Annotated in this window: 30 protein-coding genes; 19 read left to right on the top strand and 11 right to left on the bottom strand. The window is 72.4% G+C overall.

Features of this window, described 5'->3' with window-relative positions:
- Both ABD127_RS15935 and ABD127_RS15930 read left to right on the top strand, forming a co-directional pair.
- Positions 1 to 563 (top strand): helix-turn-helix transcriptional regulator (locus ABD127_RS15935; protein ID WP_344203270.1); only part of this gene is annotated, 563 nt, incomplete at its 5' end.
- Between the two features lie 33 nt (positions 564 to 596).
- On the top strand, positions 597 to 1,394 hold the full coding sequence (locus tag ABD127_RS15930) for an alpha/beta fold hydrolase (RefSeq protein WP_344203268.1): 798 nt from the start codon (positions 597 to 599) through the stop codon (positions 1,392 to 1,394).
- A gap of 20 nt (positions 1,395 to 1,414) precedes the next feature.
- Here ABD127_RS15930 and ABD127_RS15925 read toward each other — a convergent pair whose 3' ends face one another.
- From ABD127_RS15925 to ABD127_RS15915, 3 genes are read right to left on the bottom strand one after another with little or no spacing between them, the layout of a single operon-like run.
- Complete coding sequence (locus ABD127_RS15925; RefSeq protein ID WP_344203266.1) at positions 1,415 to 1,810, bottom strand: VOC family protein; 396 nt, start codon at positions 1,808 to 1,810, stop codon at positions 1,415 to 1,417.
- Positions 1,807 to 2,100: an ArsR/SmtB family transcription factor gene (locus ABD127_RS15920; RefSeq protein WP_344203265.1), complete on the bottom strand. Its 294-nt coding sequence runs from the start codon at positions 2,098 to 2,100 to the stop codon at positions 1,807 to 1,809. Before ABD127_RS15920 ends, ABD127_RS15925 begins: the two co-directional genes overlap by 4 nt.
- 41 nt (positions 2,101 to 2,141) lie before the next feature.
- Positions 2,142 to 3,233 (bottom strand): PQQ-dependent sugar dehydrogenase, encoded by a 1,092-nt coding sequence (locus ABD127_RS15915; RefSeq protein WP_344203263.1) that lies wholly within the window; start codon positions 3,231 to 3,233, stop codon positions 2,142 to 2,144.
- Positions 3,234 to 3,333: 100 nt separating this feature from the next.
- On the opposite strand from ABD127_RS15915, the gene ABD127_RS15910 reads away from it, so the two are divergent.
- The gene (locus tag ABD127_RS15910; RefSeq protein WP_344203261.1) at positions 3,334 to 4,377 is read left to right on the top strand and encodes an enoyl-CoA hydratase/isomerase family protein; all 1,044 of its coding nucleotides are present in this window, start codon (positions 3,334 to 3,336) and stop codon (positions 4,375 to 4,377) included.
- A 12-nt stretch (positions 4,378 to 4,389) separates the two neighbouring features.
- Here ABD127_RS15910 and arfB read toward each other — a convergent pair whose 3' ends face one another.
- The gene (gene arfB, locus ABD127_RS15905; protein WP_344203259.1) at positions 4,390 to 4,803 is read right to left on the bottom strand and encodes an alternative ribosome rescue aminoacyl-tRNA hydrolase ArfB; all 414 of its coding nucleotides are present in this window, start codon (positions 4,801 to 4,803) and stop codon (positions 4,390 to 4,392) included.
- A 46-nt stretch (positions 4,804 to 4,849) separates the two neighbouring features.
- The gene (locus ABD127_RS15900) at positions 4,850 to 5,278 is read right to left on the bottom strand and encodes a CBS domain-containing protein (protein WP_344203258.1); all 429 of its coding nucleotides are present in this window, start codon (positions 5,276 to 5,278) and stop codon (positions 4,850 to 4,852) included.
- A 96-nt stretch (positions 5,279 to 5,374) separates the two neighbouring features.
- Here ABD127_RS15900 and ABD127_RS15895 point away from each other — a divergent pair, with 96 nt between their 5' ends.
- Positions 5,375 to 5,827: a MarR family winged helix-turn-helix transcriptional regulator gene (locus ABD127_RS15895; RefSeq protein ID WP_344203256.1), complete on the top strand. Its 453-nt coding sequence runs from the start codon at positions 5,375 to 5,377 to the stop codon at positions 5,825 to 5,827.
- Here ABD127_RS15895 and ABD127_RS15890 read toward each other — a convergent pair.
- Complete coding sequence (locus ABD127_RS15890; protein ID WP_344203254.1) at positions 5,824 to 6,141, bottom strand: hypothetical protein; 318 nt, start codon at positions 6,139 to 6,141, stop codon at positions 5,824 to 5,826. The two genes, ABD127_RS15895 and ABD127_RS15890, sit on opposite strands and share 4 nt — an antisense overlap.
- A gap of 223 nt (positions 6,142 to 6,364) precedes the next feature.
- On the opposite strand from ABD127_RS15890, the gene ABD127_RS15885 reads away from it, so the two are divergent.
- From ABD127_RS15885 to ABD127_RS15870, 4 genes are all read left to right on the top strand, one after another.
- Positions 6,365 to 7,231, top strand: a complete 867-nt coding sequence (locus tag ABD127_RS15885) for an SDR family oxidoreductase (RefSeq protein ID WP_344203253.1) — start codon at positions 6,365 to 6,367, stop codon at positions 7,229 to 7,231.
- A gap of 23 nt (positions 7,232 to 7,254) precedes the next feature.
- On the top strand, positions 7,255 to 7,686 hold the full coding sequence (locus ABD127_RS15880; protein WP_344203251.1) for a hypothetical protein: 432 nt from the start codon (positions 7,255 to 7,257) through the stop codon (positions 7,684 to 7,686).
- Between the two features lie 87 nt (positions 7,687 to 7,773).
- Positions 7,774 to 8,715 (top strand): iron-containing redox enzyme family protein, encoded by a 942-nt coding sequence (locus ABD127_RS15875; protein ID WP_344203249.1) that lies wholly within the window; start codon positions 7,774 to 7,776, stop codon positions 8,713 to 8,715.
- A complete protein-coding gene (locus ABD127_RS15870; RefSeq protein WP_344203247.1) occupies positions 8,712 to 8,945 on the top strand; it encodes a CDGSH iron-sulfur domain-containing protein in 234 nt (77 codons plus the stop codon). Before ABD127_RS15875 ends, ABD127_RS15870 begins: the two co-directional genes overlap by 4 nt.
- A gap of 18 nt (positions 8,946 to 8,963) precedes the next feature.
- Here ABD127_RS15870 and ABD127_RS15865 read toward each other — a convergent pair whose 3' ends face one another.
- Complete coding sequence (locus ABD127_RS15865) at positions 8,964 to 9,251, bottom strand: hypothetical protein (protein WP_425545833.1); 288 nt, start codon at positions 9,249 to 9,251, stop codon at positions 8,964 to 8,966.
- Positions 9,252 to 9,444: 193 nt separating this feature from the next.
- Between ABD127_RS15865 and ABD127_RS15860 the strand changes: the two genes are divergently transcribed.
- The 3 genes from ABD127_RS15860 to ABD127_RS15850 all read left to right on the top strand — a co-directional run bounded on the left by ABD127_RS15860 (position 9,445) and on the right by ABD127_RS15850 (position 10,159).
- Positions 9,445 to 9,570: a hypothetical protein gene (locus tag ABD127_RS15860; RefSeq protein WP_344203246.1), complete on the top strand. Its 126-nt coding sequence runs from the start codon at positions 9,445 to 9,447 to the stop codon at positions 9,568 to 9,570.
- Between the two features lie 75 nt (positions 9,571 to 9,645).
- Positions 9,646 to 9,789: a GPGG-motif small membrane protein gene (locus ABD127_RS15855; protein WP_344203245.1), complete on the top strand. Its 144-nt coding sequence runs from the start codon at positions 9,646 to 9,648 to the stop codon at positions 9,787 to 9,789.
- 94 nt (positions 9,790 to 9,883) lie between these two features.
- A complete protein-coding gene (locus ABD127_RS15850; protein WP_344203244.1) occupies positions 9,884 to 10,159 on the top strand; it encodes a DUF7218 family protein in 276 nt (91 codons plus the stop codon).
- A 7-nt stretch (positions 10,160 to 10,166) separates the two neighbouring features.
- On the opposite strand, the gene ABD127_RS15845 is transcribed toward ABD127_RS15850, so the two are convergent.
- Complete coding sequence (locus ABD127_RS15845; protein ID WP_344203243.1) at positions 10,167 to 10,838, bottom strand: sigma-70 family RNA polymerase sigma factor; 672 nt, start codon at positions 10,836 to 10,838, stop codon at positions 10,167 to 10,169.
- A 137-nt stretch (positions 10,839 to 10,975) separates the two neighbouring features.
- Here ABD127_RS15845 and ABD127_RS15840 point away from each other — a divergent pair, with 137 nt between their 5' ends.
- Positions 10,976 to 11,686 carry a GAF and ANTAR domain-containing protein gene (locus tag ABD127_RS15840; protein WP_344203242.1) on the top strand — a complete coding sequence of 237 codons (711 nt, stop codon included), beginning with the start codon at positions 10,976 to 10,978 and terminating at the stop codon, positions 11,684 to 11,686.
- Positions 11,687 to 11,819: 133 nt separating this feature from the next.
- Complete coding sequence (locus ABD127_RS15835) at positions 11,820 to 11,972, top strand: hypothetical protein (protein WP_344203241.1); 153 nt, start codon at positions 11,820 to 11,822, stop codon at positions 11,970 to 11,972.
- On the opposite strand, the gene ABD127_RS15830 is transcribed toward ABD127_RS15835, so the two are convergent.
- Positions 11,969 to 12,487, bottom strand: coding sequence for a hypothetical protein (locus ABD127_RS15830; RefSeq protein ID WP_344203240.1), 519 nt, complete (start codon positions 12,485 to 12,487; stop codon positions 11,969 to 11,971). The genes ABD127_RS15835 and ABD127_RS15830 overlap by 4 nt on opposite strands.
- A gap of 46 nt (positions 12,488 to 12,533) precedes the next feature.
- Here ABD127_RS15830 and ABD127_RS15825 point away from each other — a divergent pair, with 46 nt between their 5' ends.
- From ABD127_RS15825 to ABD127_RS15815, 3 genes are all read left to right on the top strand, one after another.
- The gene (locus ABD127_RS15825; RefSeq protein WP_344203239.1) at positions 12,534 to 13,187 is read left to right on the top strand and encodes a methyltransferase; all 654 of its coding nucleotides are present in this window, start codon (positions 12,534 to 12,536) and stop codon (positions 13,185 to 13,187) included.
- Positions 13,188 to 13,390: 203 nt separating this feature from the next.
- Positions 13,391 to 15,184, top strand: a complete 1,794-nt coding sequence (locus tag ABD127_RS15820; protein ID WP_344203238.1) for a glycoside hydrolase family 16 protein — start codon at positions 13,391 to 13,393, stop codon at positions 15,182 to 15,184.
- A gap of 164 nt (positions 15,185 to 15,348) precedes the next feature.
- Positions 15,349 to 15,816 (top strand): DUF5709 domain-containing protein, encoded by a 468-nt coding sequence (locus ABD127_RS15815; protein ID WP_344203237.1) that lies wholly within the window; start codon positions 15,349 to 15,351, stop codon positions 15,814 to 15,816.
- A 72-nt stretch (positions 15,817 to 15,888) separates the two neighbouring features.
- Here the strand turns inward: ABD127_RS15815 and ABD127_RS15810 are convergent, their stop codons facing one another.
- Positions 15,889 to 16,596 carry a GntR family transcriptional regulator gene (locus ABD127_RS15810; RefSeq protein ID WP_344203235.1) on the bottom strand — a complete coding sequence of 236 codons (708 nt, stop codon included), beginning with the start codon at positions 16,594 to 16,596 and terminating at the stop codon, positions 15,889 to 15,891.
- Between the two features lie 30 nt (positions 16,597 to 16,626).
- Here ABD127_RS15810 and ABD127_RS15805 point away from each other — a divergent pair, with 30 nt between their 5' ends.
- A complete protein-coding gene (locus ABD127_RS15805) occupies positions 16,627 to 19,482 on the top strand; it encodes an FAD-binding and (Fe-S)-binding domain-containing protein (protein WP_344203233.1) in 2,856 nt (951 codons plus the stop codon).
- Positions 19,483 to 19,616: 134 nt separating this feature from the next.
- On the opposite strand, the gene ABD127_RS15800 is transcribed toward ABD127_RS15805, so the two are convergent.
- Entirely contained in the window at positions 19,617 to 20,237 is a 621-nt protein-coding gene (locus ABD127_RS15800) for a TetR/AcrR family transcriptional regulator (protein ID WP_344203232.1), read from the bottom strand.
- Between the two features lie 54 nt (positions 20,238 to 20,291).
- Between ABD127_RS15800 and ABD127_RS15795 the strand changes: the two genes are divergently transcribed.
- Together ABD127_RS15795 and ABD127_RS15790 are read left to right on the top strand one after the other, a co-directional pair.
- Positions 20,292 to 21,752 carry a serine hydrolase domain-containing protein gene (locus ABD127_RS15795; RefSeq protein ID WP_344203231.1) on the top strand — a complete coding sequence of 487 codons (1,461 nt, stop codon included), beginning with the start codon at positions 20,292 to 20,294 and terminating at the stop codon, positions 21,750 to 21,752.
- A 173-nt stretch (positions 21,753 to 21,925) separates the two neighbouring features.
- Complete coding sequence (locus ABD127_RS15790) at positions 21,926 to 25,477, top strand: S-layer homology domain-containing protein (protein WP_344203230.1); 3,552 nt, start codon at positions 21,926 to 21,928, stop codon at positions 25,475 to 25,477.
- Positions 25,478 to 25,513 lie beyond the last annotated feature (36 nt).

The following is a 25,513-nucleotide window of genomic DNA, read 5'->3' as shown; positions in this document are numbered from 1 at the left end:
ACGTGCTGGTGGCGGTGAGCGCGGCCGTCCGGGCGCACGAGGTGCTGCGCTTCGACCACGAGACGCCCGGGGCCGAGCAGCCGCCTCGGGCCCCGCGCAGGGTCGAGCCGCACCACGTCGTCGCCCGCGCCGGCCGCTGGTACCTGGTCGCCTGGGACCTCGACCGCGCCGACTGGCGAACCTTCCGTGTCGACCGGATGACGCCCCGCATCCCCAACGGTCCGCGGTTCTCCCCGCGCGAGGTGCCGGGTGGGGATGCTGCCGCGTTCGTCGCCGCGCGCTTCCGCGGGTCCGCCGCGGGGGACGGATGGCCCTGCGCGGGGGAGGTGCTCCTCGGCCTCCCCGCGCGCGACCTGCTCGCCTTCCTGCCCGACGCCACCGTGGAGGAGGTCGCACCCGACCGCAGCCGGGTCGTGGCCGGCTCCTGGTCGTGGGTCGGCCTCGCGGCCTCGCTCGCCCGGTTCGACGCCCCGATCGAGGTCGTCGGACCGGCGCCGCTCGCCGACGCCTTCGCCGCGCTCTCGCGGCGGTTCGCCGACGCGGCGCGCGGTGCGACACACTGACGACGGACCAGCCGCACGGGACCAGGAGGCAGCATGCAGGACGTCGTGGAGATCGGGACCGGGACCTCGCTCGCGGTCGAGGTGACCGGGTCGGGTGAGCCCCTCCTGCTCGTGCAGGGCATGTCGGGTCACGGCGGGATGTGGGGTCCGGAGCTCGTCGAGGACCTGGCCCGCGACTTCGAGGTGATCGTCTACGACCACCGCGGCATCGGTCAGAGCGCCCGCGCCGACGATCCCTTCACGATCGCCGACCTGGCCGACGACGCCGCCGCGCTGCTGGCCGCCCTGGGCCGGGACGCGGTGCACGTCATGGGCATCTCGATGGGCGGCATGGTCGCGCAGGAGCTGGCGCTGCGGCACCCGGAGCGCGTGCGCTCGGCCGTGCTCGGCTGCACGACGCCCGGCGGGCCCGGCGCGTTCGACGCCCCCGGCCCCACGCGCGTCGTCGAGGCGATCTCGACGCGCGACCCCGAGGTCGCGACCCGTGTCGGCTTCGAGGTCAACGTCTCCGCCGCGTTCGCGAGCCGCCCGGGCGAGCTCGAGCGCTTCCGCGACACCACGCTCTCGCGCCGGGTGCCGTTCCCGGTCGTGCGCGCGCAGTCGATCGCGGCTCTGCACCACGACGCCTCCGCGCGGGTCGGCGACATCGCGGTCCCGGTCGCCGTGGTCCACGGCGAGGAGGACCAGATGATCCTGGTCGCCGAGGGGGAGCGCCTGGCGGGGCTGATCCCGGGTGCGCAGCGCGAGATCTGGCCCGGGGTGGGTCACCTCTTCTGGTGGGAGCGCCCCGTGGAGACCGCCGCTGTCGTCCGCGCGACGGCCGCCCGCTGACGCCACCACATCTGGGGCGGCTAGTCGACGGACTTCGGCGAGAGGATCTGCACGAGGTTGCCGCAGGTGTCGTCCAGCACCGCGACGAACGCCATGCCGATGTCGGTCGGTGGCTGGGTGAACGTCACGCCCAGCGCCGTGAGTCGGGCGTGCTCGGCCTCGACGTCGTCGACCTCGAACTGCACGAGCGGGATCCCGTCCTCGACGAGCGCGTCGCGGTACGGCTTGACCGCGGGGTGGTGCGAGGGCTCGAGCAGCAGCTCGGGGCCGTCGGGGTCGTCGGGCGCGGTGACGGTGGTCCAGGAGTCCTCGCCGAGCGGGATGTCGTGCCGCACGGTGAAGCCGAGGACGTCGGTGTAGAAGGTGAGCGCGGCGCGCTGGTCGTCGACGAAGATGCTCGTCAGTCGGATCCTCATGGGTCGTTCCTCTCGATGGCGGCCCGGGTGGGCCAGCGGTCGGTGATCGCGCTGAGTGGCGCGGGGTCGAAGTAGTGGAACTTCGAGCGCCCTCGCTTCTCGGTCACCACGAGCCCGGCGTCCTCGAGCACCGCGAGGTGCTGGGAGATCGCCTGGCGGGTCATGCCCTTGCCGTGGCGGGTCGCGAGCACGCTGCAGATCTCGAACAGCGTCTGACCGTCGCGCGCCGCGAGCTCGTCGAGGACGAGGCGTCGGGTCTCGTCGTCGAGCGCGCGGAACACGTCGGCCATGGATTCGACTATAGGCAAGTCACTGCTTGCCTATCAAGAGGTCAGGCGGAGTCGAGCGCGACTCGCAGGATCCGGTCGTCGTCGCCACCGGGCTGGCCGCGGCCGTCCGTGTTGTTCGTGAGGAACCAGAGGTCGCCACTCGGCGTCACGACCACGTCGCGCAGCCGGCCGTGCTCGCCGGTGAAGTAGTCGGTCGAGGTGGTGGGGTCGGCCACCGGCACCGCGCGCAGCGTCCGGCCCCGCAGGTTCGCGACGAACACCGTGCCGCCGGAGATGGCGATGCCGCTCGGGCTCGCGGTGTCCGGGTTCCACTGCTGCACGGGGTCGACGAACTGCCCGTCGCCGGCGATGCCCTCGGCCTCGGGCCAGCCGTAGTTGCCGCCGGGCGTGATGACGTTGAGCTCGTCCCACGTGTCCTGCCCGAACTCCGAGGCGAACATCGTGCCGTCCTCGGCCCAGGCGATGCCCTGCGGGTTGCGATGGCCGTAGCTGTAGACGAGCGAGCCCGGGAACGGGTTGTCGTCGGGGGCGGCGCCGTCGGGCGTCATCCGCAGGATCTTGCCCGACAGGCTCTCGAGGTCCTGCGCGGCCGGACGGTCGTTCGCGTCGCCCACCGTCACGTAGAGCATGTCGTCGGGACCGAACGCGATGCGGCCGCCGTCGTGCGTCGGTGCCGCCGGGATGTCGTCGAGGATCGTCTCGGGCTCGCCGAGGCCGTACGACCCGGGCTCTCCCGTCAGCTCGAAGCGCTGGACGCGGTTGCCGTCCTCGGCGGTCGAGTAGGCGTAGAGGCGCTCCTGCTCGTCGACGGCGAGCCCGAGCAGGCCGGACTCGCCCTGGTGCACGACGCCCTCGATCGTGCCGACGAGTCGCGTGTCGCCGTCGTCGGTCAGCTCCAGCACGTCGCCGTCGTCGCGCGAGCTGATCAGCGCGGTGTCGCCCACGAACGCGATCGACCACGGGGCGTCGAGCCCGGTCGCAACGGCCTCCGGCGTGCCGGACGGCGTGACCTCCGCGCCGCCGTTCGCCGCCGTGGCGGGCGGGCTCGAGGTGGCCTCCGGCTCCCCGTCGCCGCTGCAGGCCGACAGGAACAGGGCGGCCGTGGCGACCAGGGCGAGCGAGGTGCGCGTCATGGGTCGACGCTACGTGGCCGGGCCCACTGCTGCTCGGCAAGCGCTGCCCACCGCGGCCCGCCCCGACCGGGCGCCACCGACCGGCTGACAGGATGCGGAGGTGACCGAGCCCGCCACCAGCCCCGCCACGACCTCGATCGGCGTCGAGGCGCGCCTCGACGGAGCGGTCGGCCGCATCCTGCTGGACCGTCCCCGGTCGCTGAACGCGCTGACCCTCGCGATGGTGGAGCGCCTCGAGGAGGTGCTGACCGCGTGGGCGGACGAGCCGCTGCGCGCGATCGTGATCGAGAGCAGCAGCGACCGCGCGTTCTGCGCCGGGGGCGACATCCGTCAGGTTCGCGAGAACACCCTCGCGGGAGACCTCGAGGCCAGTCGGCGCTTCTTCGCGACGGAGTACCGCGTGAACCACCTCCTCGGCACCTCGCGTGCACCGGTCGTGGCGCTCGTCGACGGCGCCTGCATGGGCGGCGGGATGGGACTGTCGGTGCACGGCGACCTCTGCGTCGTCGGTGACCGGCTCGCGATGGCGATGCCCGAGACGCAGATCGGCTTCTTCCCGGACGTCGGCGCGACCCACGCCCTGCCGCGGCTGGCCGGCGAGATCGGCACCTACCTGGGCCTGACCGGCGCACGGCTCGACGCGGCGGACGCCGTCGCGGTCGGCCTGGCGACCCACCACGTGCCGTCCACGCAGCTCGCGGCGCTCGCCGACCGCATCGTCACCGACCCGCGCCCGGTAGCCGAGGTCGTCGCCGAGGCAGCGGTCGACCCGGGTCCGTCGAGCCTGCTCGAGCACCGCGCCGACATCGACCGGATCTTCGCCTCGCCCTCGGTCGACGTCGTGCTCGCCGCGCTCTGGAGCGACGGCTCGGGCTGGGCCCGCGAGACCTGGGACGTGCTGGACGGCGTCTCGCGCCAGAGCCTCGAGATCACCTTCGACGTCCTGCGGCGCGGCGCCGGCCTGTCGTTGCGCGAGTGCCTCGACCTCGAGCTCCGTGCGACGGACCTGGTCGTGCGGAGCGACGACTTCATCGAGGGCGTCCGCGCCGTGCTGGTCGACAAGGACCGCACGCCGACCTGGGGTCGCTCGCAGTACCGGGGCCTGACCGCCGTCGGCGAGATCCGCTGGGCCGACGAGGTCTGAGCCGCGCCGGACTCAGTCCCAGTCGCCGCCGCTGCGGCGCCGCTTGACCTCGCTGCGCCGCTTCTTCTCGTCCAGGCGGCGTGCCTGCGCCCCGCGGGAGGGCTTGGTCGCCCGCCGCGGGCGCGGCGGCACGATCGCCCGCGCCACGAGCTCCTCGAGCCGCACCCGTGCTGCGTCACGGTTGCGCAGCTGCGATCGGTACTGCGACGAGACGATCGTGAGGCGACCGTCGACCAGGCGTCCGCGCAGCGCCTCGGTCGCCCGCTCGCGCTGCTCCGGGCTGAGGGCCGCCGTGGTCGCGAGCGACCAGATCAGCTCGACGCGGGTGTCGCTGGTGTTGACGTGCTGACCACCGGGCCCGGACGAGCGGCTGAAGCGCCACGACAGCTCGGCGTCCGGGATCCGGACGCGAGGTTCGCGCGTCATGCCCCCATCCTCCCACCCGCGTCGGTGGTGGAGCGACGCTCGGGGCTCAGCCCTGCACGTACGAGCTCAGCTGGTCGCGCTCGAACTCCAGGGTGTCCATCCGCTGCTTGACCGCGTCGCCGACGCTGAGCAGGCCCACCAGGACGCCGTCCTCCAGCACCGGGACGTGCCGGACGCGGTGGTTGGTCATGATCGCCATCAGGTCGTCGACCGAGTCGTCCGGGCCGCAGGTGCGCACCTCGGCGACCATGATCGTGGCGATCCGGGTGCTGCCGGGGTCGTCGACGCCGCGCAGCTTCCGCACGACGTCGCGCTCGGACACGATGCCGCTCAGGCGCTCGCCGTCGGAGCTCACCACCAGGGCGCCCACGTCGTGCTCGGCGAGACGGTCCAACAGCTCCGCGACCGTGGCCTCGGGGTCGATCGTGTGCACGACCTGTGACCCCTTGCTGGTCAGGACGTCCTTCACGCGCATGCGGTGTCTCCTCCCGGGTCGGTCTCTCGAGTGTGAGCCAGATCACAGGAGACTGCAAGGTCGGGGCTGGCCCGGGGGTCTGACTACGATCGGCGGATGACGTGTGACGACCCCGATCCGCTGGCGCTCGAGGAGCAGGTCTGCTTCGCGCTGGCGGTGGCGTCGCGCAGCGTCGTCAGTGCCTACGGGGCGGTGCTCAAGCCGCTCGGGCTCACCCACCCGCAGTACCTCGTGATGCTCGCGCTGTGGCAGCACGACCGGGCCAGCCTGAAGGACCTCAGCGCGCTGCTGCACCTCGACCCGGGCACGGTCTCGCCCCTGGTGCGACGCCTCGAGGACGCCGGGCTGGTCGAGCGGACCCGGTCGGCGCACGACCAGCGCGCCCTCGCGATCGCGCCGACGGCCGAGGGTCGCGCCCTGCGGGCCAGGGCGGTCACCGTGCCCGAGCAGATGCTGGCGCGCCTCGGCATGTCGGTGGGTGAGCTGCGTGAGGTCAACGGGGTCCTGCACGCGATCATCGACGCCGCCGAGGCGTCGACGCAGGCCTAGCCCCAGATCCACCAGGCGGCCAGGAGCGGCACGGCCACCGGCACGAGCGCCCACAGCGGCGTGATCGGGGCGCGACCCAGGATCAGTCGCGTCACGACGACCGCCACCGTCGTCACGAAGACCGTGAGGACCAGCAGCACGACCGCGTCGCTCGTGCGTCCGTCGGCGACGAGGTGGTGCGCCACGACGGGCAGGGCGATGACGCCGTGGCCGATGATCGCGACGAAGCCGATCGCCGCGACCCGCCGCCGCACGCGGTTGAGCGCCTCCAGCTCGCGGGCGCGCTCCTGCGCAGGGGTCAGGGGCACGGTCATATCGTTAGTGTACCAAGTAATTGGTCGTCGTCGGCGCGCCGGAGGAGCGGCCGCGTGCATGTCCGCCCGTCCAGCGGGGTACGCCCTGGGTGTCGCCCACCCAGGAGGAGCCCACGATGACCACCACCCCGGACGAACCCACCCCCGACCTCGACGACGTCCCCGAGATGCCCGAGCCCGGCGAGCCCGTGGGTCCGCAGACCACGTCGCCGCAGGACGCCCGATGACGGATGACGCCGCGGGCTACCCGCCCCAGCAGCAGGACCCGCCCGGGCTCACGGGCCCGATGGTCCCGCAGCCCGACCACGGCGAGGCCTCGTACGTCGGCTCGGGCCGCCTCGACGGTCGCAAGGCGCTCGTGACCGGTGGCGACTCCGGCATCGGCCGGGCGGTCGTCCTGGCGTTCGCTCGCGAGGGCGCCGACGTCGCCTTCACGTACCAGGACGGTGAGCGGGACGACGCGGTCGCGACCGCCGAGCTGGCCGGCGACACCGGTCGGACGATCCTTCCGCTGGAGGTCGACCTCCGGCAGCGCGAGCAGTGCGACGCCGCCGTCCGCCAGGCGGCCGACGGACTCGGCGGTCTCGACGTCCTGGTCAACAACGCGGGTTTCCAGATGGCTCGCGAGCAGGGCATCGAGGAGATCACCGACGAGTCGCTCGACTCGACGTTCAAGACCAACCTCTACGCCCTCGTGTGGCTGACGCGAGCCGCGGTGCCGTGGCTGCGCGAGCACCGCGGGTGCGTCGTCAACAACTCCTCGATCCAGGCCTACGAGCCGTCGACGTCGCTGATCGACTACGCCGCGACGAAGGCCGCGATCAACAACATGACGGTCAACCTGGCCGCCGAGCTGGGACCGCAGGGCATCCGCGTGAACGCGGTGGCGCCCGGCCCGATCTGGACGCCGCTCCAGCCCGCGACCCAGCCGCCGGAGAAGCTCGAGCACTTCGGCGAGGACACCCCGCTGGGACGCGCGGGTCAGCCCGCGGAGGTCGCCCCGGCCTTCGTGTTCCTGGCCTCGCACGAGACCGCGAGCTACGTCTCCGGGACCGTGCTCGGCGTCACCGGCGGCAAGCCCGTCTTCTGAACCGACCCCACGGAGGCCCCCCCATGACACCAGCACCGGACCGGCGCGACGAGGACGCGTCGCGCGACGTCGACGAGACCAGCGAGGAGTCCTTCCCCGCCAGCGACCCCCCGCCCACGTGGGCGAGTGCGGGCGAGACCGAGACGCCGCCGGAGCAGGACGCCGAGCCGGCGAGCCGCGTCCGCGACGACGGCACGCTCGAGGACCCGCCGCCCATCCCGCCGGCGCGGCGTCGGCGCCTGGTCCACCGCGTGACGCTGTGGTGGGGCCTCGTGATGCTCGTCGCGGTCGCCCTGGTGGCGACCGCCGTCGTCGGCCTGGCCATCGGGGGCGACGACCAGGCGGGCCGGACCGTCGTGTTCACGGCCGCCGGGCTCGTGGGGGCCGCGCTGGCCCTGATCGCGACGATCTGGCGCGGCAAGGTCGGGGACGACCTCGACGAGGCCAAGCTCTGAGGTGATCGACCGGGCACGTCCCGGCGGTGTGGGGGACCGCCGGCCGGGGTACTCCCACGTCATGCAGACGACGACGGGGAGCACCCCGTGCTGACCCCCAAGGCCCGAGGGCCGCTCAGTGCGGCCGTCCTGGACTCCTTCCACGGCTCGCGGGCGACCGCGGGGTGGGACGGCCAGGAGGCGTCGGACGAGGACGACCTCCAGCTCACGCTGTGGGCGCTGTACGAGCTGGCCTACCGGGGGTTCGACGACGTCCCCGCCGACCTGGAGTGGGACCCCGGCCTGCTCGCGCTGCGTGCGCGGCTCGAGGAGGTGCTGGAGGAGCGGTGGCGTCGACGTGCCGAGTCGGCCGAGGTCGCCGACCCCTTCGCCGAGGGCCTCATGGCCTTCATCGAGGCCGACGACGGCCCCTCGGTCGCGACGTTCGTGAAGCGGGAGGCGACCCGCGAGCAGGCGCTGGAGCTGCTGCGGTGGCGCAGCGTCTACCACCTGAAGGAGGCCGACCCGACCTCCTGGACGATGCCCCGGCTCCCGGTGAGGGCGCAGGCGGCGCTCGCCGCGCTCCAGTACGACGAGTACGGCGGCGGCGACCCCGCGCGATTGCACCGGCACCTCTTCGCCGTCGGCCTCTCCGAGAGCGGGCTGCGGCCGGAGGAGGGCGGCTACGTGGACGACGCGCCGGCCGTGGTCCTCGAGCAGAACAACGCGCTCTCGATGTTCGGCCTGCACCGGCGGCTCCGCGGAGCGTCGCTGGGCCACCTCGCGGCGTTCGAGGCGACCAGCTCGCTGCCGTCGCGTGCGATGGCCTCGGGGCTGCGCCGACTGGGCCTGCCGGAGTCGATGGCTGCCTACTACGACGAGCACGTCGAGGCCGATGCCGTGCACGAGCAGCTGGCCGTCCGGCTGATCTGCGGCACGCTCGTGCAGGACGAGCCGGAGACCCGCGGCGACGTCGTCCTCGGGGCCTTCACGTGCCTCGACCTGGAGGCCCGGTTCGCGACCTGGGCGCTCGAGCGGTGGTCGGCGTGACGGCCGGCGAGGGCGCCGACGGCCGCGGCCCGGAGCGGCCGCGACCCGACGTCGTGATCTGCCCCGGCGGCCCGATGCTGGTCTTCGGCGACCTCGTGGTGGAGGACGCCGACGGAGAGCAGCACCGCACGCACCGTCCCGTCAGTGCGGTGTGCCGCTGCGGCAGGTCCGCGTCGGCCCCGTGGTGCGACGGCACCCACAAGGCCCTTCCGCCGAAGCTGCGGCCCTGAGGCGGCCCTGAGTGGTGGTCAGGGGGTGAAGACGACCTTGATCGCGTCGTCCTCCTTGGCCTGGAACATCGCGTAGGCCGAGGCGGCGTCCTCGAGCGGCATCCGGAGGTACTGGGCCTGCCCGCCTGGGACGGATCCGTAGAGGTCGGTGCAGCCGAACAGCTGGGCACCCATCCCGTGCTCGAGGAACGCGCCGAAGGTCTCGTAGAGGTGGAGGTCCGAGCCGCACAGGCCCGTCGTCGTCACCTCGATGATCGCGTCGGTGGGTGCCTGGATGGTGGGGTCGGGGACGTCCTCGACGCGCACGTCGCGACGGCCCTGCCAGGTGACGGCTCGCGTGGACAGCTCCTGCTTCGTCGGGGACCTGGCTGCGCGGCGCGCGGCGTCCGGTCGCCGAGGGAGTACCCGGGACGCGCGCCGACCAAACGACGACGGGCGGCGGTCCGCTCGACGTGCGGGCCCGGTCGGGCGGACGTTCAATGGCGGCAGGAGGCCCACCATGAGCCAGCACCACCCCGACCAGCCGTCGGAGAACCGGCGGAAGTTCACCATGATCTGGACCGTCATCGGCGGCATCGCCGTCCTGGCGGGCATCTTCGCCCTGCTCGTCGCCCTCGTCCGCTGAGGTCGTCGCCCCGCTCCGGATGCGGATCTCGCCAGGAGGTCTAGCGTCAGAATCTCCAATCGAAGGGAGAACACCATGAGTCTCATCTTGTGGATCATCGCGGTCGTGCTCGTCGTCGCCGGCGTCCTCGCACTGCTGCGCAAGGAGCTTCTGTGGGGCATCGTCCTCATCGTCGTCGGCCTCCTCGTGGGCCCGGGTGGCGTGAGCATCTTCACCTGATCCGACCGGCGCCGGACCTCCCCAGCCCTCGCGGCGGGTGAGGTCCGCGCCGGTGGGTACACCCTCGGTGTCCAGGCGACCTGAGGAGGACCTGATGCCCGAGAACGACACACCGAACAGCCTGAAGAACCCCGACCTCTACGAGGCGCTCCGCGACGACGGGGCCTCGAAGGAGAAGGCGGCGCGCATCTCGAACGCGACGCAGCAGAAGGGCCGCTCCGAGTCGAGCGTCGGCGCCAAGGGCGGCCGCGCCGGCTCGTACGAGGACTGGACCGTCGAGGAGCTGCGGGGCCGCGCGAAGGAGCTCGGCCTCACCGGATACTCCGACCAGACCAAGGACGAGCTGATCGAGGCGCTCCGCGACCACTGAGCCCGCGTCAGGCGGCGCCGGGCACGGCGTCCGCGGCCGACCGGAGCCGCTCCAGCAGACCCGTCAGTCGACGCGAGACCTGCATCTGGCTGATGCCGATGCGCTCCGCGATGTCGATCTGGGTCCGGTCCTCGACGAACCGCCAGTACAAGAGCATGCGGTCGTCGCGCGGCAGGTCGCGGCAGAGACGGCCGAAGGTGACCCACTCCTCGACGAAGTCGAGACGGTCGTCGAGTCCGCCCTGCTCGTGCCCGGCCTCCGCGGCGGCCTCGAGCGAGTCGGGTGCGTAGCAGCCGCGAGCGGCGGCGGCCTCCGTCAGCTCGGCGGGGTCGATCTCCAGGCGCCTTGAGAGCTCGGCGACCTGGTCGGTCGTGACGTCGCCGACGTGCTCGGCAGCGAGGCGAGCCTGCAGCTCCTGGATCCGGCGTGGCGGGCGGACGCCCCAGGCGCGGTCGCGGAAGTGCCGCTTGAGCTCGCCGCGGATGGTCGCGGTCGCGAAGGCGGCGAAGGCGCCCCGTTCGCTGACGAAGCCGACGGACGCCTTGACGAGCGCCAGGCGTGCGACCTGTTCCAGGTCGTCGCTGTCGACACCTCGGCCGCGGTAGGCCCGCGCCAGGCGTGCGGCCATCGGGAGATGGTTCACAATGAGTTCGTGCTGTGCGGTCGTGACGGCAGCCATGGTCGATCCCCCGGAGCGGTTCCTTGCGTCGGCTGGTGCTCAACCGCTTTCACCGTCCCACCGACCTCGGGGGGTCGCAACCGCACGGATCGCCACCGCTTCGCGCCACGGCGCATCGCCCGACCAGAGGAGCCTCGATGACCCAGGACACTGCCGCCAACCCGCACGGTGAGTCGCGGGTGATCGACCTGTCGCAGATCCTGCTGGCCCTGCACGAGGCGCCCGACAGCGAGGAGACCGTGCAGCGCGTCGCCGAGTCCTCGGTGTCTGCCGTCGCCTGCGACGACGCAGGGGTCCTGCTCGTGCACGCCCGCAACCGGGTCGAGACGGCTGCGGCGACCAGTCAGCCCGTGGCGCGAGCCCACGAGCTGCAGGTCGAGCTCGACGAGGGTCCCTGCCTCGACGCGCTCGAGAACCCGGGCGTCTACTCGATCACCGACACCGAGGCCGACGAGCGGTGGCCGCGGTGGAGCGCCGAGGTCACGAAGCTCGGCTACCGCAGCGTCCTGAGCGTCCCGCTCGCGACGCAGGCGCGGCGATTCGGCTCGCTCAACGTGTACGCGGCGCGGCCGGACGCCTTCGACGACGACGACCTGGCGGTCACGTCGATCCTGGCGCGGCACGCCTCGGTCTCGCTCGCGTCGAGCCGCGACGTCGAGGGGCTGCGGAAGGCGGTCGACGCCCGCAAGCTCATCGGCATGGCGATGGGGCTCCTGATGGAGCGGTACGACGTCGAGCCCGATCCGGCGTTCGAGGTCCTGCGTCGGTACTCCCAGGACCACAACATCAAGCTGCGCGACGTCGCCCGCCAGATCGTGGAGCACCGCACGCTTCCTGGCGCGAGCTGAGGACCCGGCCGTCCGGTGCGCCGGGCGTGCCAGGGGGTGCAGCGGTGGTGTGGGGCGGCCCCACTATGCTGGCGGCGAACCGCTGACGCAGCCGGCGGCGAGGATCTCCGCTTTTTCAAGGATGACCCGCCGCGTGAGCGAGCTGATGAAATTGTGTCCCGAGTGCGACGAGGGCGCCGCCGTGCACCTCGGCGACGTCGACGGCTTTGCCCTGTACTCCTGCGTCATGTGCGACGCCGAGCTCCAGGTGGCCCTGACCGACGAGGACGAGCCGTCGCCGGACTAGGCCGTGCGAGCGTCCCACGCCCGGCGCGCGGCGGAACGGTGCAGCGTGCGGAGGCGATCGAGCTGCGAGTGCCCCTGGGCGAGAAGGCGCTCGAGGTCGGCCCGGTCGACCTGCTCGTCGTCGAGCTGCAGCAGCGCCTCCCAGCCGGCGACCTTGCCCGAGACGGCGTCGTGCATCGTCTCCAGGTCGATCACGTCGGTCAGCGGGGTGCGGTGCAGCAGGTCGCCGTTGGGCTTGAGCCGCCCGACCTTCTCGCCGATCTTCGCGACGGTCTCGGCCACCACCGGCTCGGCGGCGTCGATGGTGTCGGCGAACGCGAGCAGCCAGGTGCGCTCCTCGCGGAGCTCCTCCCGGATGTCCGCCGCGACCTGGCGGGCGTCCTCGTCGTCGAGGTCCGATCCGCGGCCGAACAGCTCGATGCCGGCCGCCGCGCCGGTCAGGTGGATGCGGACGTAGTGCGCCAGGAGGTCCATGGAGAAGGAGTACCCCGTGACTCCGAGTCCAAGCGCGCGCATGAACGCGGTGGGTCGGGGAACTCCTGACCCGACCTCAGGAGCCCCCGTGAACGATCACCGCCGCACCCCCACCACGGCCCGCATCGCGTTCGGGCCGCTGGACGTCACGTTCGACGACTCGATCCTGGTGCCGCGTCCGTGGACGGTGGCGCAGTCGACGTGGGGGCGTCAGGTGCTCGACCTGGGGCCCGACGGCCCCGTCCTGGAGCTCTGCAGCGGCGCGGGACACATCGGTCTCGCCGCCGTGCACGGGACGACGCGGACCCTCGTGCAGGTCGACCGCGACGAGACCGCGTGCCGCTACGCCCGCGAGAACGCGGAACGAGCCGGGGTCGGGGCCGACGTCCGCTGCGACGACCTGGAAGACGCGGTCCGTGGCGACGAGCGGTTCGCGCTCGTCCTCGCCGATCCGCCGTGGGTGCCCCGCGCCGGGGTCGCAGCCTTCCCGGACGACCCGGTCCTGGCGATCGACGGGGGCGAGGACGGTCTCGACCTCGCGCGGACGTGCCTGCGCGTCGCCGCCCGTCACCTGCTGCCGGAGGGAGCCGTGCTCCTGCAGCTCGGCTCCCGGGGCCAGGTGGACGGGCTGGGCGTCGACCTGGAGGGCGCGCGCCTGGTGGTGGCGGACGTCCGCGACTTCGAGCGCGGTGTGCTGGTCCTGCTGCACGCGGGCCCCGTCCCGGCGAGCCAGCGGACGTAGCTCGACCGGGTGGTGACCATGAGCGGACAGGACCGGGAAGAACGGCGGAACGGCTCCTACTAAAGCCCTCTTGCTCTCGCCATACGTCCGGGACTTTGGTACTTTCTCAGGAAGGAGGAGAGTCCTGACTCGTCAGCTTGGGAGGGCGGCGAGTCACCGCGGCAGCCGCCGCATCGTGACTCTCCATGGAGAGGGAGAACCACATGAACGCCACCACCAGGTGGCGTGGCTCGGCGATCGCCCAGCGCGTCGTCGTCGCAGCCATCGCCACAGCACTGCTTCTCACCGGAACGGCCGGTCCTGCCACCTCGGCCACGCCGACCACGTACACCGCGACCAAGAGCTGGACCCAGTCCGAGTCGGTCACCGCCCAGGAGTGGGCCACGGTCGGCACCTTCGTCGGCTACGGCACCGCGACCGTGACCGAGTCGGCCACCGCGACGCGGACCTACACGGCGGGCGCCGCCTGGGAGGCCGACTACTGGGCCACCTGGAACGCCTACCTGGCGGCCAGCGAGGAGGCGAGGGCCAAGGCTGAGGCCAAGGCCCGGCCCCTCGCGAAGGCCCAGGCCACGGCGCAGGCGCAGGCGCAGTACGACGAGTCCCTCAAGGGGTACGACGCGACCAAGACCTGGACTGCGACCGAGACGGTGAAGGTCGACGAGACGCACACGATCGGCGACGTCGTCGGGCACGGCTCCGCGACCGCGACCTCTACCGCGACGGCCACCGGGAGCGCCCACGCGGCGACCCAGGCGGAGGCGGACTGGTGGGCCACGTGGAACGCCTACGTCGCCGCGCTCCTGCAGGCCCAGGCTCAGGCCGACGCGCAGGCGCGACCCATCGCGAAGGCCAAGGCCAAGGCCGACGCCGAGGCGCAGGTCGCCGCCGGCATCGAGGCCACCGAGTCGTGGACGTCCACCGAGACCGTGACGGTCAACGAGACCGCGACGGTCGGCGACTTCGTCGGACACGGCACGGCGACCTCGACCAAGACGGTCACGGCGACCAAGACGGTCAAGGCTGCCACGCACTGGGAGGCCTACTACTGGGCCGTCATCCAGGCGAGCGTCGACGCCTCCGCGCAGGCCAAGGCGCAGGCCGACGCCGCAGCGCGCGCCGAGGCGCTCGCGATCGCCCAGGCCGACGCCCAGGCGCAGTACGACGCCGCACAGGTGCCGATCGATCCGGAGGAGCCCGGAGGCGGCGGACCCACCGGACCCGACTGCGGGACGGCGCCGTTGAAGGCCGACGGCACGCCGTGGACCTGCACGTTCGTCGACGAGTTCCGTGGCACGGAGCTCGACCAGACGAAGTGGCACCCGATCGACACCTACGAGTCGGAGTTCTCCTACGGCGACTGCTTCTTCGGCGACCGCAACATCGAGGTCAGCAGCGGCGTGCTGAAGCTGTCGACGATCCGCGAGGACCAGCCCGTCACGTGCGACCACCCGGCGGGTGCGATCACGACGGACTACACCTCGGCCGCCGTGACGACGTTCAGCAAGTTCTCGCAGTCCTACGGGCGCTACGAGATCCGTGCGGCCATGCCGCAGTCGAACGGCCCGGGTCTGCAGTCGGCACTCTGGATGCTGCCGGAGAACCCGAAGTACGGCGAGTGGCCCGGGTCGGGCGAGATCGACATCGTCGAGTTCTACTCGCAGTACCCGGACCGCCTGGTGCCGGCGCTGCACTACAACTCGCTGCTTCCGTGGGGCACGCGGACGAACAACAACTGCCTCGTCTACGAGCCCACCGCGTTCCACACCTACGTGCTGGAGTGGACGCCGAGCAAGCTGACGATCTCGATCGACGGCACGACCTGCCTCGACCACACGATCAGTCCGTTGGCGCCCCTGATCGGGTCGGCGCCGTTCGACCAGCCGTTCAACCTCAACCTCACGCAGATGCTGGGTTCGGGCGACAACGCGTTCCCCGAGGGTCAGGGGATCGACGAGGCGACGCTCCAGGTCGACTACGTCCGCGTCTGGAAGTAGGACAGAGGAAGCGGGACGCTGGACCACCCGCCCCGGAGCACGCCCCCGACGGCTCCGGGGCGGGCCCGCGCCCGCTCCCCGTGGCAGCTCGGCTCGCCTTGCGCCCGCCCGCGGGCGTGACAGGCTCGGAGGTGTTCCGATCCACCGCGCGAGCAGGAGGCACCATGACCGACCCCGGACAGCTGCAGCCCGAGGACACCCTGGACGACCGCGGCGTCGACGACGTGCTCGACGAGGGCTACTCGCCCCCGGAGAAGCTGCACGGATCGGTCGCGAAGGGCGTCACCGAGGCCGAGCAGGAGGAGGGTGAGAGCTTCGAGGAGCGGCTCGCCCAGGAGGTGCCGGACGACACCGGCATCACGCCGTCGGACGCGCCCCGCTCGGACGACCCGGAGGACGCTCGCGAGGTCGACGACCCGGCGGACTCCTACGCCGGTGACGAGCGCTCCGGCCGGCTCGTGGCCCCGGACCAGGGCTCCGGGCTCGACGAGGACCAGCAGCAGCTCGCCAGCGACGTCGGGATCGACGGCGCCGCCGCGAGCGCCGAGGAGGCCGCCGTCCACACCTGGACCGAGGATCAGCTCGACGCGATCGCCTCCGACGACGAGGACACCCGCCCCGACACGGCGTAGCCCTGCCGGGGACCGGCGATGATGCTTTTCGGCACCTCGGGCTGCCCGGAGGCATCATCTCCGGTCCCCGCCCTACCCGACGACGTCGTCCCAGATGGCGCGCACGTCGGGGTGGTCGGCCGGGACTCCCTCGGCCTGGGCCACGAGCAGGAGGCCGGTCGAGGTGAGGTGGGCGGTCATGGCGGCCGCCGCTCCCGAGCCGTCGCGGCCCAGGACGGCCTCGACGATGGGGGCGTGCTCCTCGCCGATCTGGCGCAGGTCGCGGGGGCCGGCCGAGGTGGGCGGTCCGAGCAGGGCCGTGGTCGAGCGGAGCGCGGCGACGATGTTCGCAGCGCGCGGGTTGCCGCCGCCGACGAGCAGCAGCCGGTGCAGCTCGCGGTCGTGGTGCCAGAACTCGGCGTCGTCGACAGCCGCGGCCGCCGTGCGCAGAGCGTCCATCGCGGCTCTGACCGCGGCCAGCAGGTCGTCGTCGCCGCGCCGCGCGACACGGGCGGCGGCGGCCGGCTCGAGCGCGAGGCGCACCCCGAAGATCTCCGCGACGTCGCGCGATCGCGGCAGCACGACGTGGAAGCCGCGGTTGCGCGAGAACTGCACGAGCCCGGCCTCCTCGAGCTTCAGCAGGCCCTCGCGCACGGGGCTGCGCGAGACGCCCAGCCGGTCGGCCACCTGCTGCACGGAGTAGGTCTGCTCCGGCACGAAGGTGCGGTCGCGGATGCCGTCGCGCATCGCCTCGACGACGGCCTCGGCCAGGGTCGGGCGATCCGCTAAGGGTTGACTCACATGTAACATGTTACCCATGGAGCAGGACTCGTGACCACCCTCGACCTCGCCGCACCTGGCGTCCGCCTCGACGTCGTCGCCGCCCTGGAGGCCCGCGGCCTCGACGTGCTGGCCGACGAGGGCACCCGGGCGATGTATGCGACCGACGCGTCGCTGTACCGCATCCCGCCGACCGCGGTGGTGCGTCCGCGCTCCCGCGACGAGGTCGCCGAGATCCTCGACGTCTGCCGCACCCTCGAGGTCCCGGTCACCTCGCGCGGCGCGGGCACCTCGGTCGCCGGCAACGCGATCGGCCGGGGCGTCGTGCTCGACTTCAGCCGCCACATGAATCGCGTGCTCTCGGTCGACGGCGAGGCCGGCCTCGCGGTGGTCGAGCCCGGCACGGTCCACGCCGTCCTGCAGAAGCAGGCCGTCGCGCAGGGCCGTCGCTTCGGACCCGACCCGTCGACCCATCCCCGCTGCACGATCGGCGGCATGATCGGCAACAACGCCTGTGGCTCGCGCAGCCTCGGTTACGGCCGCACCTCCGACAACGTCGCCGGGCTCGAGGTCATGACCGCGGCCGGCGACCTGTTCCGCACGGGCTACGGCGCCGACGGGAAGCCCTTCGTCGAGGGCGGCGACGACCTGCTCGCCGGCCTCCGCGAGGTCATGGGTCGCCACCTGGGCGTCGCGCGCACCGAGTTCGACCGGTTCGGCCGCCAGGTCTCGGGCTACGCGGTCCACCACCTGCTGCCCGAGCGCTTCGACCTGACGCAGGCGCTCGTCGGGTCCGAGGGAACGCTCGGCATCATCACCGAGGCGACCGTGCGGCTCGTGACCGATCCGTCGCACCGCGTTGTCGTCGCGATCGGCTTCGAGGACATCGTCAAGGCCGGCGAGGCGTCTCCCGCCGTCGTCGCCCACGGGCCGACGGCGTGCGAGGGGCTCGACTCCCGACTGATCGACGTGCTGGTGAGCCGCCGCGGCGCGGGCGCCGTTCCCGCCCTCCCGCGCGGCAACGCCTGGTTGTTCGTCGAGCTCGCCGGCGAGGACGCCGACGACGTCATGCAGCGCGCGCAGCGTCTCGCCGCCGAGGGGCTGGGCGTCGAGAGCCTCGTCGTCCCCGACCCGAAGGTCCAGGCCCGCCTCTGGCGGATCCGCGAGGACGGTGCGGGCCTCGCCGGCCGTGCACCCTCGGGCAAGCCGGCCTGGCCCGGCTGGGAGGACGCCGCGGTGCCGCCGGACCGCCTGGGCGAGTACCTCGCGCAGTTCGACGCCCTCGTCGCGGAGCACGGACTGACCTCGGCGCCGTTCGGCCACTTCGGCGACGGCTGCATGCACGTGCGCCTCGACTTCCCCTTCGACCGCCCCGACGGCACCGCCGTCTTCCGTGCCTTCCTGCAGTCGGCGGCCGAGCTCGTCGCCTCGTTCGGCGGAACCCTCTCGGGCGAGCACGGCGACGGCCGCGCCCGCAGCCAGCTCCTGCCCACGATGTACTCGCCGGAGGCCATCGGCCTGTTCGGCCAGGTCAAGGGCGTGTTCGACCCGACCGACCTGCTCAACCCCGGTGTCCTGGTGCAGCCCGACGCCGTCGACGAGGAGGTCCGCGTCGCGGGCACCTTCCCGAACCGTCGCCCGCTCGCCTTCGCCTACGAGGAGGACCACGGCAGCCTGGCCGGCGCCGTGCACCGCTGCACGGGGGTCGGCAAGTGCCGCGCCGACAACTCCGCCTCGGGCGGCGTGATGTGCCCGTCGTTCCTGGCGACCCGGGAGGAGAAGGACTCGACCCGCGGTCGCGCCCGCGTGCTGCAGGAGCTCGTGCGCGGCGAGCGCCTCGACTGGCGCTCGCCCGAGGTGCACGACTCGCTCGACCTCTGCCTGGCCTGCAAGGGGTGTGCCTCCGACTGCCCGACCGGCATCGACATGGCGACCTACAAGTCGGAGGTGCTGCACCAGAGCTACCGCAAGCGGCTGCGTCCGCGCTCGCACTACACGCTCGGGTGGCTGCCGCGCTGGAGCCGCATCGCCAGCCGGTTCCCGCGCCTGGCGAACCTCGGCATGAGGCTGCCGCTCGTCGGACGCCTCGCCCTGTGGGGTGCCGGTGTCGACCAGCGCCGCAGCATCCCGGAGTTCGCCACGACGCCGTTCCGCCGCTGGTGGAAGAAGCAGGCGTCGTCGGTCGGGACGCGCCAGCCGGTGATGCTGTTCGTCGACTCGTTCAGCAACAGCTTCTCGCCGTCGGTCGCCGAGGCGATGGTGGCCGTGCTCCGCGACGCGGGCTACGAGCCGCAGCTGCCGTCGGCCGGCACGTGCTGCGGCCTGACCTGGATCACGACGGGTCAGCTCGACGCCGCGAAGCGCATCCTCGGCAGCACCGTCGCCGAGCTCGCCGTCGCGGCGCGCGCCGGCATCCCGATCGTGGGCGTCGAGCCGTCGTGCACCGCGGTGCTGCGCAGCGACGCGCTCGAGCTGCTCGGCAACGACGCCGAACGGGGCGACGACGCGCGCACGGTCGCCGCCGCGACGCGCACGCTGTCGGAGCTGCTGGACGAGACCGACGGGTGGGAGGCGCCCGACCTGTCGGGGACGACGGTCGTCGCGCAGCCGCACTGTCATCAGCACGCCGTGCTCGGGTGGGCCGCCGACGAGAAGCTGCTCGGCCGCACGGGGGCCGAGGTCACGACGCTGGCCGGCTGCTGCGGACTCGCGGGCAACTTCGGGGTCGAGATCGGGCACTACGAGGTCTCGGTGGCCGTCGCCGAGCAGAACCTCCTGCCGGCCCTCGACGCCGCGCCCGACGCGATCGTCCTGGCCGACGGCTTCAGCTGCCGCACCCAGGTGGCCGACCTCCGCGAGCGCCCGTCGCTCCACCTCGCCGAGCTCCTCGCCACCCACCTCGACTGACCGCTCGCGAGTGGATTCCCGCCCCTCCGCGAGTGGATTCCCGCCCTGCCGCGAGTGAATTCCCGCCCTGGTGAGGGGCGGAAACTCACTCCTCGAGGGGCGGAAACTCACTCGCGAGCGGTCGTCCGGCGGGGTCAGTCCCAGTGGCGGCAGCGGCCGGTGAACACGGTGGCGAGGACGGGCGGGAGGACCGCGTCGACCTCGGAGCGCGTGGCCGGGTCGCGCGTCATGCGGGCCGCGAGTCCGTGGGTCGTCGCGAGGATGCGCGACGCCGCGAGCGCGGGGTCGACGTCCGCGGCCACCTCGCCGCAGTGCATCCCGTTCGCCACCGCCGCGGCCACCCGGGCGTGGCGCTCGCGCTCGGTCGCGGCCGACACCTCGGCCAGGCCCGGTTCGTGCAGGGCGATCACCTGCAGGCACAGTGCGACCGTCATCTCCTCGGAGCGCTCGGCATCGAGGGGGAGGAGCTCGCGCAGAGCGAGGTCGAGGATCGTGCGGATCGGCTGCCGGCCGGCCTCGCCGTCGTCGATGACCTGCCGCAGCCGCGCGTCGGTGCGTGCGAGCCCCTCGGCGTAGGCGAAGCGGAGCAGCTCGTCGCGATCGGCGAAGTAGTGCTGTACCTGGCCCACCGACACCTCGGCCGATGAGGCGACACGCGCGAACGTCGTGGCGGCCAGACCGTGCTGGGCCACGTGTCGGCGGAAGCCCGCCGCGATGTCGCGACGGCGCTGCTCGTGGTCGACGATTCTCGGCACTCGACAAGTCTGCCCGAGTGTGTGAGTCTTTTCAATATGGTCATACTGAAAAAGATGACGCTCTCCCTCAGTGCCCTCGCCGTCGGCGCCTCCCTCCTTGCCGGCGGAGCCGCGATGGCTGGGTCGGCACGCAGCACGAACGACGCGACCAGCGCGGACCGGCTCGACGCCTTCGTGCGTGACCAGATGCAGCGCGCTGACGTCCCCGGGGCGGCGTACGCGGTGGTCGGACCCGAGGGGGTTCGGCTCGAGGGGACCTTCGGCACCGACGGAGCCGGCGACCCCGTGACGGCCGCGACCCCGTTCCTGTGGGGATCGGTCGCCAAGCCGGTGGCCGCCACCCTGGTGGTGCTGCTCGCCGATGACGGGCTCCTCGATCTGGACGACCTCGTGGTGGAGCACCTGCCGGAGTTCCGCGCCGCCGACCCGGCGGTCTCGGACCGGATCACGGTGCGCCACCTGCTCGAGCAGACGAGCGGCATCCCCGACCTGCTGACGCTCACCGACCGCTACGACGACCACCGCCCGAGCGACGTCGTCGCCGAGCTGTCGGACGTCGACCTGGTGGGCGATCCTGGGAAGAACCACGTCTACTCCAGCGTCAACTACCTCGTTCTCGCGGCGGTGGTCGAGGAGGTGACGTCGCGGCCGTTCGCCGACGTGCTCGACGAGCGCCTCCTGGAGCCAGTGGGTGCGAGCTCGGCCGTCACGGGCGTGGTCGACGAGGGGCGGCTCCCGCCCGGTCACCGCTACGTCGCGGGTCGGGCGGTGCCGTTCACGACGCAGATCGACCCCGCCGGCACCGCCTACGGCTACCTGGGCGGCGACCTCCACGACCTCGCGGCCTTCGCGCAGGCGTCGTTGCCCGGCGGGCCCTTGCTGACCGACGACGAACGCACGCGCCTGACCGACCCGGCCGTCGAGACCGGCGACGACAGCGCGTACGGACTGGGCTGGCGCACCTGGGAGGTGCCGGGCACCGGTGACCCGATGGTCTGGCACTCCGGCGCCGTCCCCGGTTACCAGGCGAGCATCGTCCTGCTGCCGGATCGCGACGAGGCGGTCGTCGTCGTGCAGAACGCGTACGGCGCCTTCCAGGAGCCCGAGCTGCTCGACACGGCCTGGGGCCTGGCGACGATCCGCAGCGGCGGTGAGCCCGAGCTCAGTGGCGCCGGGCCGACCTACCCCGTGGTCCTCGGGGCCTTCGGCGTCCTCGCGGCGGGGCTGGCGGTCCTGACGGCCCGGAGCGGCTGGCGCCTCGTCCGCCGTCGGTCCCCTCGCGGGCGGCTCGGTGTCGCGGCGTGGCTCGTTCCGCTCGGCCTCGTCGGCGCCGTCGCCTGGATGGTGCCGGGGCTGTTCGGGGTCGACCGCGACCACCTTCCGCTGTGGGCGCCGGACGTCGCATGGCTGCTCGACGCGACCCTGGTGCTCGTCGCCGTCCTGGCGGCACTGCGCGTCGCGATCACCGCTCGCGAGTGGATTTCCGCCCCTCCGCGAGTGGATTCCCGCCCCTGAGAGGGGCGAAAACTCACTCCTCGAGGGGCGGAAACTCACTCGCGAGCGGTGCACAGCAGCAGCACAGTTTGTTCACCTGGGGGTCACAGCCTGGTTGCGCCGGGTCCACGTGGCGCGATGGCGGCGTCCCTAGCGTTCGAGCACCCTGTCAGAACTGACGAAGGATCCCCGGCATGCATGCCTCCTCCCCCCGGCGGCGGCTCGCTGCGCTCGGCACTGCGTTGACGTTCGCCGTCACCGCCGCGCTGGCCGCTGCGACCTCCGCGCCTGCCCAGGCCGCCGAGCCCGTCCCGCTGATCACCAGCGGCACGACCGAGTGGCGCTACCTCGACGACAACACCGACCCCGCCGCCGGCTCCGCCGACCGCACGAGCTGGACGACGTCCGAGTTCGACGACGCGGCCTGGAAGACCGGCACGGGCAGCTTCGGCGCCAACCAGGGCACCCGCAACGCGCTCAGCGGCGGCTTCGTGCCCGACGTGCTGCTGAACCAGTACATCGACGGCACCGCCTACCCGGACATCCCGGCCTACTTCTTCCGCACCGAGGTCGAGGTCAGCGCCGCCGACCTCACCGGTGACCGCGTGCTGGTCGGCTCGGTCCGCTACGACGACGCCGCCACGGTCTACGTCAACGGCACGCGCATCGGCGGCGGCGACGACGCCGCGATCACGCAGAACCTGCAGTACGGCGGATCGAACGCCAGCGCCCCGAAGCTGGCCGAGCTCTCGGTCCCGGCCTCGGTCCTCACGGCGGGCACGAACGTCGTCGCGGTCGAGATCCACCAGGGTCGCGCGACGAGCTCCGACGTCTTCTTCGACCTCCCGTCCCTGACGCTCGAAGACGTGCCGCCGACGCCCCCGACCCCGCTGATCGAGAGCGGGACGACGCAGTGGCGCTACCTCGACGACAACACCGACCCGGCGTCCGGGTCGGCCGAGCGCACGAGCTGGACCACGTCCGAGTTCGACGACTCCGCCTGGAAGGCCGGTGCGGGCAGCTTCGGCGCGGTCAACGGCACGCCTGGCCCGCTCAGCGGTGGCTTCACCGCCGACGTGCTGCTCAACCAGTACATCGACGGCACGGCGTTCCCCGACATCCCGGCGTTCTTCTTCCGCACGGAGGTGGAGGTGACCGCAGCCGAGCTCGAGGGTGACCTCGTCCTCCAGGGGTCGGTCCGCTACGACGACTCCGTCACGATCTACGTCAACGGCCAGCGCATCGCCGGCGGTCACGACGAGGGCATCACCGAGAACCTGCAGTACGGCGGCTCGAACTCCAGCACGCCCATCCTGCTGCCCTTCACCGCCCCCGCGTCCGTGTTGAAGGCGGGCACCAACGTCATCGCGGTCGAGGTCCACCAGGGCCGCGCCACGAGCTCCGACGTCTACTTCGACCTGCCGGTCATGGACCTCGGTCCGGCGCCGGAGAAGGTCGGCCCGTCGTCGATCATCCTCGGCGTCGGCACCGACGAGACCCAGCGCAACCTGGCCTGGTTCTCCGACACGACGGCCGACGAGGTCGTCCAGATCGCCCGCACCGCCGACCTGGTCGACGGCGCGCTGCCCGCATCGGCGGCGACGATCGCCGCCAGCGAGTCCGGTCGGGCCACCGACGGCGTCAACGAGTTCTTCCACGCGACCCTCACCGACCTGCTGCCCGAGACGTCCTACACGTACCGCGTCGGCGCTGACCAGAAGTGGTCGACCCTGCGCACGTTCACGACGCACTCGAACGCCCTCGACCACGACTTCACGTTCGTGGGCGACCCGCAGATCGGCTCGTCGGGCAACCCGACGAGCGACGGCCAGGGCTGGGCCGCCTCGCTGGCCAAGGCCCAGGAGCTCTACCCGACGTCGCAGTTCCTGCTGTCGGCCGGCGACCAGGTCGAGACCGCGAGCAACGCGAACGAGTACCGCATCCTGGCGGCGCCGGAGCAGGTCTCGCAGCAGGCGAACGCCTGGACCCTGGGCAACCACGACATCGGCTCGCCGCTGTTCGGCCAGCACTTCAACCTGCCCAACGTCTGGGCGGGCGACAGCTCGGGCGGCACCTACTGGTTCAAGCACAACGGCGTGCTGCACCTGAACATCAACAGCAACAGCAACGACTTCGCCAACCACGAGCGCTTCCTGCGCGAGACGATCGAGGCCGAGGGCGACGACGCCGCGTGGACGGTCCTGACCTTCCACCACTCGCTGTTCAGCGTCGGTCCGCACTCCACGAGCGGCAGCGTCGCGAAGCGCAACGGCCTGGCACCGATCATCAGCAGCCTGGACATCGACATGGTCTACGCCGGGCACGACCACAGCTACGCGCGGTCGTACCTGATGAACGGCCTCACGCCGGTCGTCCCGGAGCAGGCCGAGACCAACGCCGACGGTGTCGAGGTCGTCACGCCGGCCGAGGGCGAGGTCCTGTACGTCACGGGCAACTCCTCCTCGGGCAGCAAGTACTACACGGCGAGCAACTCGGATGCGCCGTACGTCGCGAAGTGGGACCAGAGCCGCACCCCCACGGTCGCCAACGTCGAGGTCACGCAGTGCTCGATCACGACGACGACGAACCGCGTCGACAACGGCGCCGTCATCGACGCCGTGGAGCTCTTCAAGGACGAGGTCGCCCCGGCGCTCTCGGCCCCTGAGGGCACGCAGGTCGTCGTCGGCGAGGACTTCGACCCGCTCGCGGGGCTCGAGGTCAGCGACGCGTGCGACCCCGCGGTCACGGTCGAGAGCGTCACGGTCACCGGCGAGGTCGACACCGACGTCACCGGTACCTACACGCTGACCTACACGGTCGTCGACGCGAGCGGCAACGAGACGGTCCTCGAGCGCACGGTCGAGGTCGCCCCGGCGCCCGACACCGACGCGCCCGTCGTCACGGTCATCGGCCCGGAGTCGGTCGTCGAGGGCGAGGACGCCACGTTCTCGGTCTCGGTGGCGGACGCCTCCGAGATCGCCTCGGTCGAGCGCCGCGTCAACGGCGGCGGGTGGGTCGCGGTCGAGGCGGGCAGCTTCACGCTGACCGACCTCGTGGCGGGCTCCTACGACGTCGAGGTGCGCGCGACCGACGCGGCGCAGAACAGCGGCTCGAAGAGCGTGACGCTCTCGGTCACTGCGCCGCCGGTCGACCCCGAGCCGTCGATCGTGTTCGACGACATCGCGGACAACACGTTCCGCGAGCAGATCGAGTGGCTCGTCGGCCAGAAGATCACGACGGGCTACGCGAACGCCGACGGCACGTTCTCGTACCGCGGCTCGGAGCCGGTCCTGCGCGAGCAGATGGCCGCGTTCCTGTACCGGTTCGACCACGAGGGCGCCAACCCCGCCGTGATCGACGGTCCGAGCCGGTTCAGCGACGTCGCGCCGGGCCACGTGTTCAAGGCCCACATCGCCTGGCTCGCCGAGCGGGGCATCACGACGGGCTACGACGACGGCACGTTCCGTCCGGGCCAGCCCGTGCTGCGTGAGCAGATGGCGGCGTTCCTGTACCGCCTGGCGGGCTCGCCGATCGTGGTGCTGCCGGAGACGTCGCCGTTCGCGGACGTCCCCACGACCCACACCTTCTACCGGCAGATCGTGTGGCTCGAGGGCACCGGCATCACGACCGGCTACACCGAGCGGGCCGGGGCACCGACGTTCCGCGGCTCGGAGCCGGTCCTGCGCGAGCAGATGGCCGCGTTCCTGTTCCGGTTCTCCGAGCTCCCGGGCTCGCCGACCGACTGAGATCGACGCCGAGCGAACGGCCCGTGGACCTGGTCC

Source organism: Aeromicrobium alkaliterrae, assembly GCF_039529015.1.
In the GTDB taxonomy this organism is placed as follows: Bacteria; Actinomycetota; Actinomycetes; order Propionibacteriales; family Nocardioidaceae; genus Aeromicrobium; species Aeromicrobium alkaliterrae.
The sequence above is the reverse complement of the archived record's forward strand: the minus strand, read 5'-3'. Positions and strand labels throughout refer to the sequence as shown.

What these genes read in the sequence shown, in the direction of transcription:
- ABD127_RS15920 (WP_344203265.1), bottom strand. Translation starts at nt 2,100, where the DNA reads ATGGCCGACGTGTTCCGCGCGCTCGACGACGAGACCCGACGCCTCGTC.
- ABD127_RS15840 (WP_344203242.1), top strand. Translation starts at nt 10,976, where the DNA reads ATGACCCAGGACACTGCCGCCAACCCGCACGGTGAGTCGCGGGTGATC.
- ABD127_RS15885 (WP_344203253.1), top strand. Translation starts at nt 6,365, where the DNA reads ATGACGGATGACGCCGCGGGCTACCCGCCCCAGCAGCAGGACCCGCCC.
- ABD127_RS15790 (WP_344203230.1), top strand. Translation starts at nt 21,926, where the DNA reads ATGCATGCCTCCTCCCCCCGGCGGCGGCTCGCTGCGCTCGGCACTGCG.
- ABD127_RS15880 (WP_344203251.1), top strand. Translation starts at nt 7,255, where the DNA reads ATGACACCAGCACCGGACCGGCGCGACGAGGACGCGTCGCGCGACGTC.
- ABD127_RS15915 (WP_344203263.1), bottom strand. Translation starts at nt 3,233, where the DNA reads ATGACGCGCACCTCGCTCGCCCTGGTCGCCACGGCCGCCCTGTTCCTG.
- ABD127_RS15900 (WP_344203258.1), bottom strand. Translation starts at nt 5,278, where the DNA reads ATGCGCGTGAAGGACGTCCTGACCAGCAAGGGGTCACAGGTCGTGCAC.
- ABD127_RS15930 (WP_344203268.1), top strand. Translation starts at nt 597, where the DNA reads ATGCAGGACGTCGTGGAGATCGGGACCGGGACCTCGCTCGCGGTCGAG.
- ABD127_RS15860 (WP_344203246.1), top strand. Translation starts at nt 9,445, where the DNA reads ATGAGCCAGCACCACCCCGACCAGCCGTCGGAGAACCGGCGGAAGTTC.
- ABD127_RS15830 (WP_344203240.1), bottom strand. Translation starts at nt 12,487, where the DNA reads ATGCGCGCGCTTGGACTCGGAGTCACGGGGTACTCCTTCTCCATGGAC.
- ABD127_RS15815 (WP_344203237.1), top strand. Translation starts at nt 15,349, where the DNA reads ATGACCGACCCCGGACAGCTGCAGCCCGAGGACACCCTGGACGACCGC.
- ABD127_RS15795 (WP_344203231.1), top strand. Translation starts at nt 20,292, where the DNA reads ATGACGCTCTCCCTCAGTGCCCTCGCCGTCGGCGCCTCCCTCCTTGCC.
- ABD127_RS15855 (WP_344203245.1), top strand. Translation starts at nt 9,646, where the DNA reads ATGAGTCTCATCTTGTGGATCATCGCGGTCGTGCTCGTCGTCGCCGGC.
- ABD127_RS15890 (WP_344203254.1), bottom strand. Translation starts at nt 6,141, where the DNA reads ATGACCGTGCCCCTGACCCCTGCGCAGGAGCGCGCCCGCGAGCTGGAG.
- arfB (WP_344203259.1), bottom strand. Translation starts at nt 4,803, where the DNA reads ATGACGCGCGAACCTCGCGTCCGGATCCCGGACGCCGAGCTGTCGTGG.
- ABD127_RS15845 (WP_344203243.1), bottom strand. Translation starts at nt 10,838, where the DNA reads ATGGCTGCCGTCACGACCGCACAGCACGAACTCATTGTGAACCATCTC.
- ABD127_RS15895 (WP_344203256.1), top strand. Translation starts at nt 5,375, where the DNA reads ATGACGTGTGACGACCCCGATCCGCTGGCGCTCGAGGAGCAGGTCTGC.
- ABD127_RS15925 (WP_344203266.1), bottom strand. Translation starts at nt 1,810, where the DNA reads ATGAGGATCCGACTGACGAGCATCTTCGTCGACGACCAGCGCGCCGCG.
- ABD127_RS15850 (WP_344203244.1), top strand. Translation starts at nt 9,884, where the DNA reads ATGCCCGAGAACGACACACCGAACAGCCTGAAGAACCCCGACCTCTAC.
- ABD127_RS15820 (WP_344203238.1), top strand. Translation starts at nt 13,391, where the DNA reads ATGAACGCCACCACCAGGTGGCGTGGCTCGGCGATCGCCCAGCGCGTC.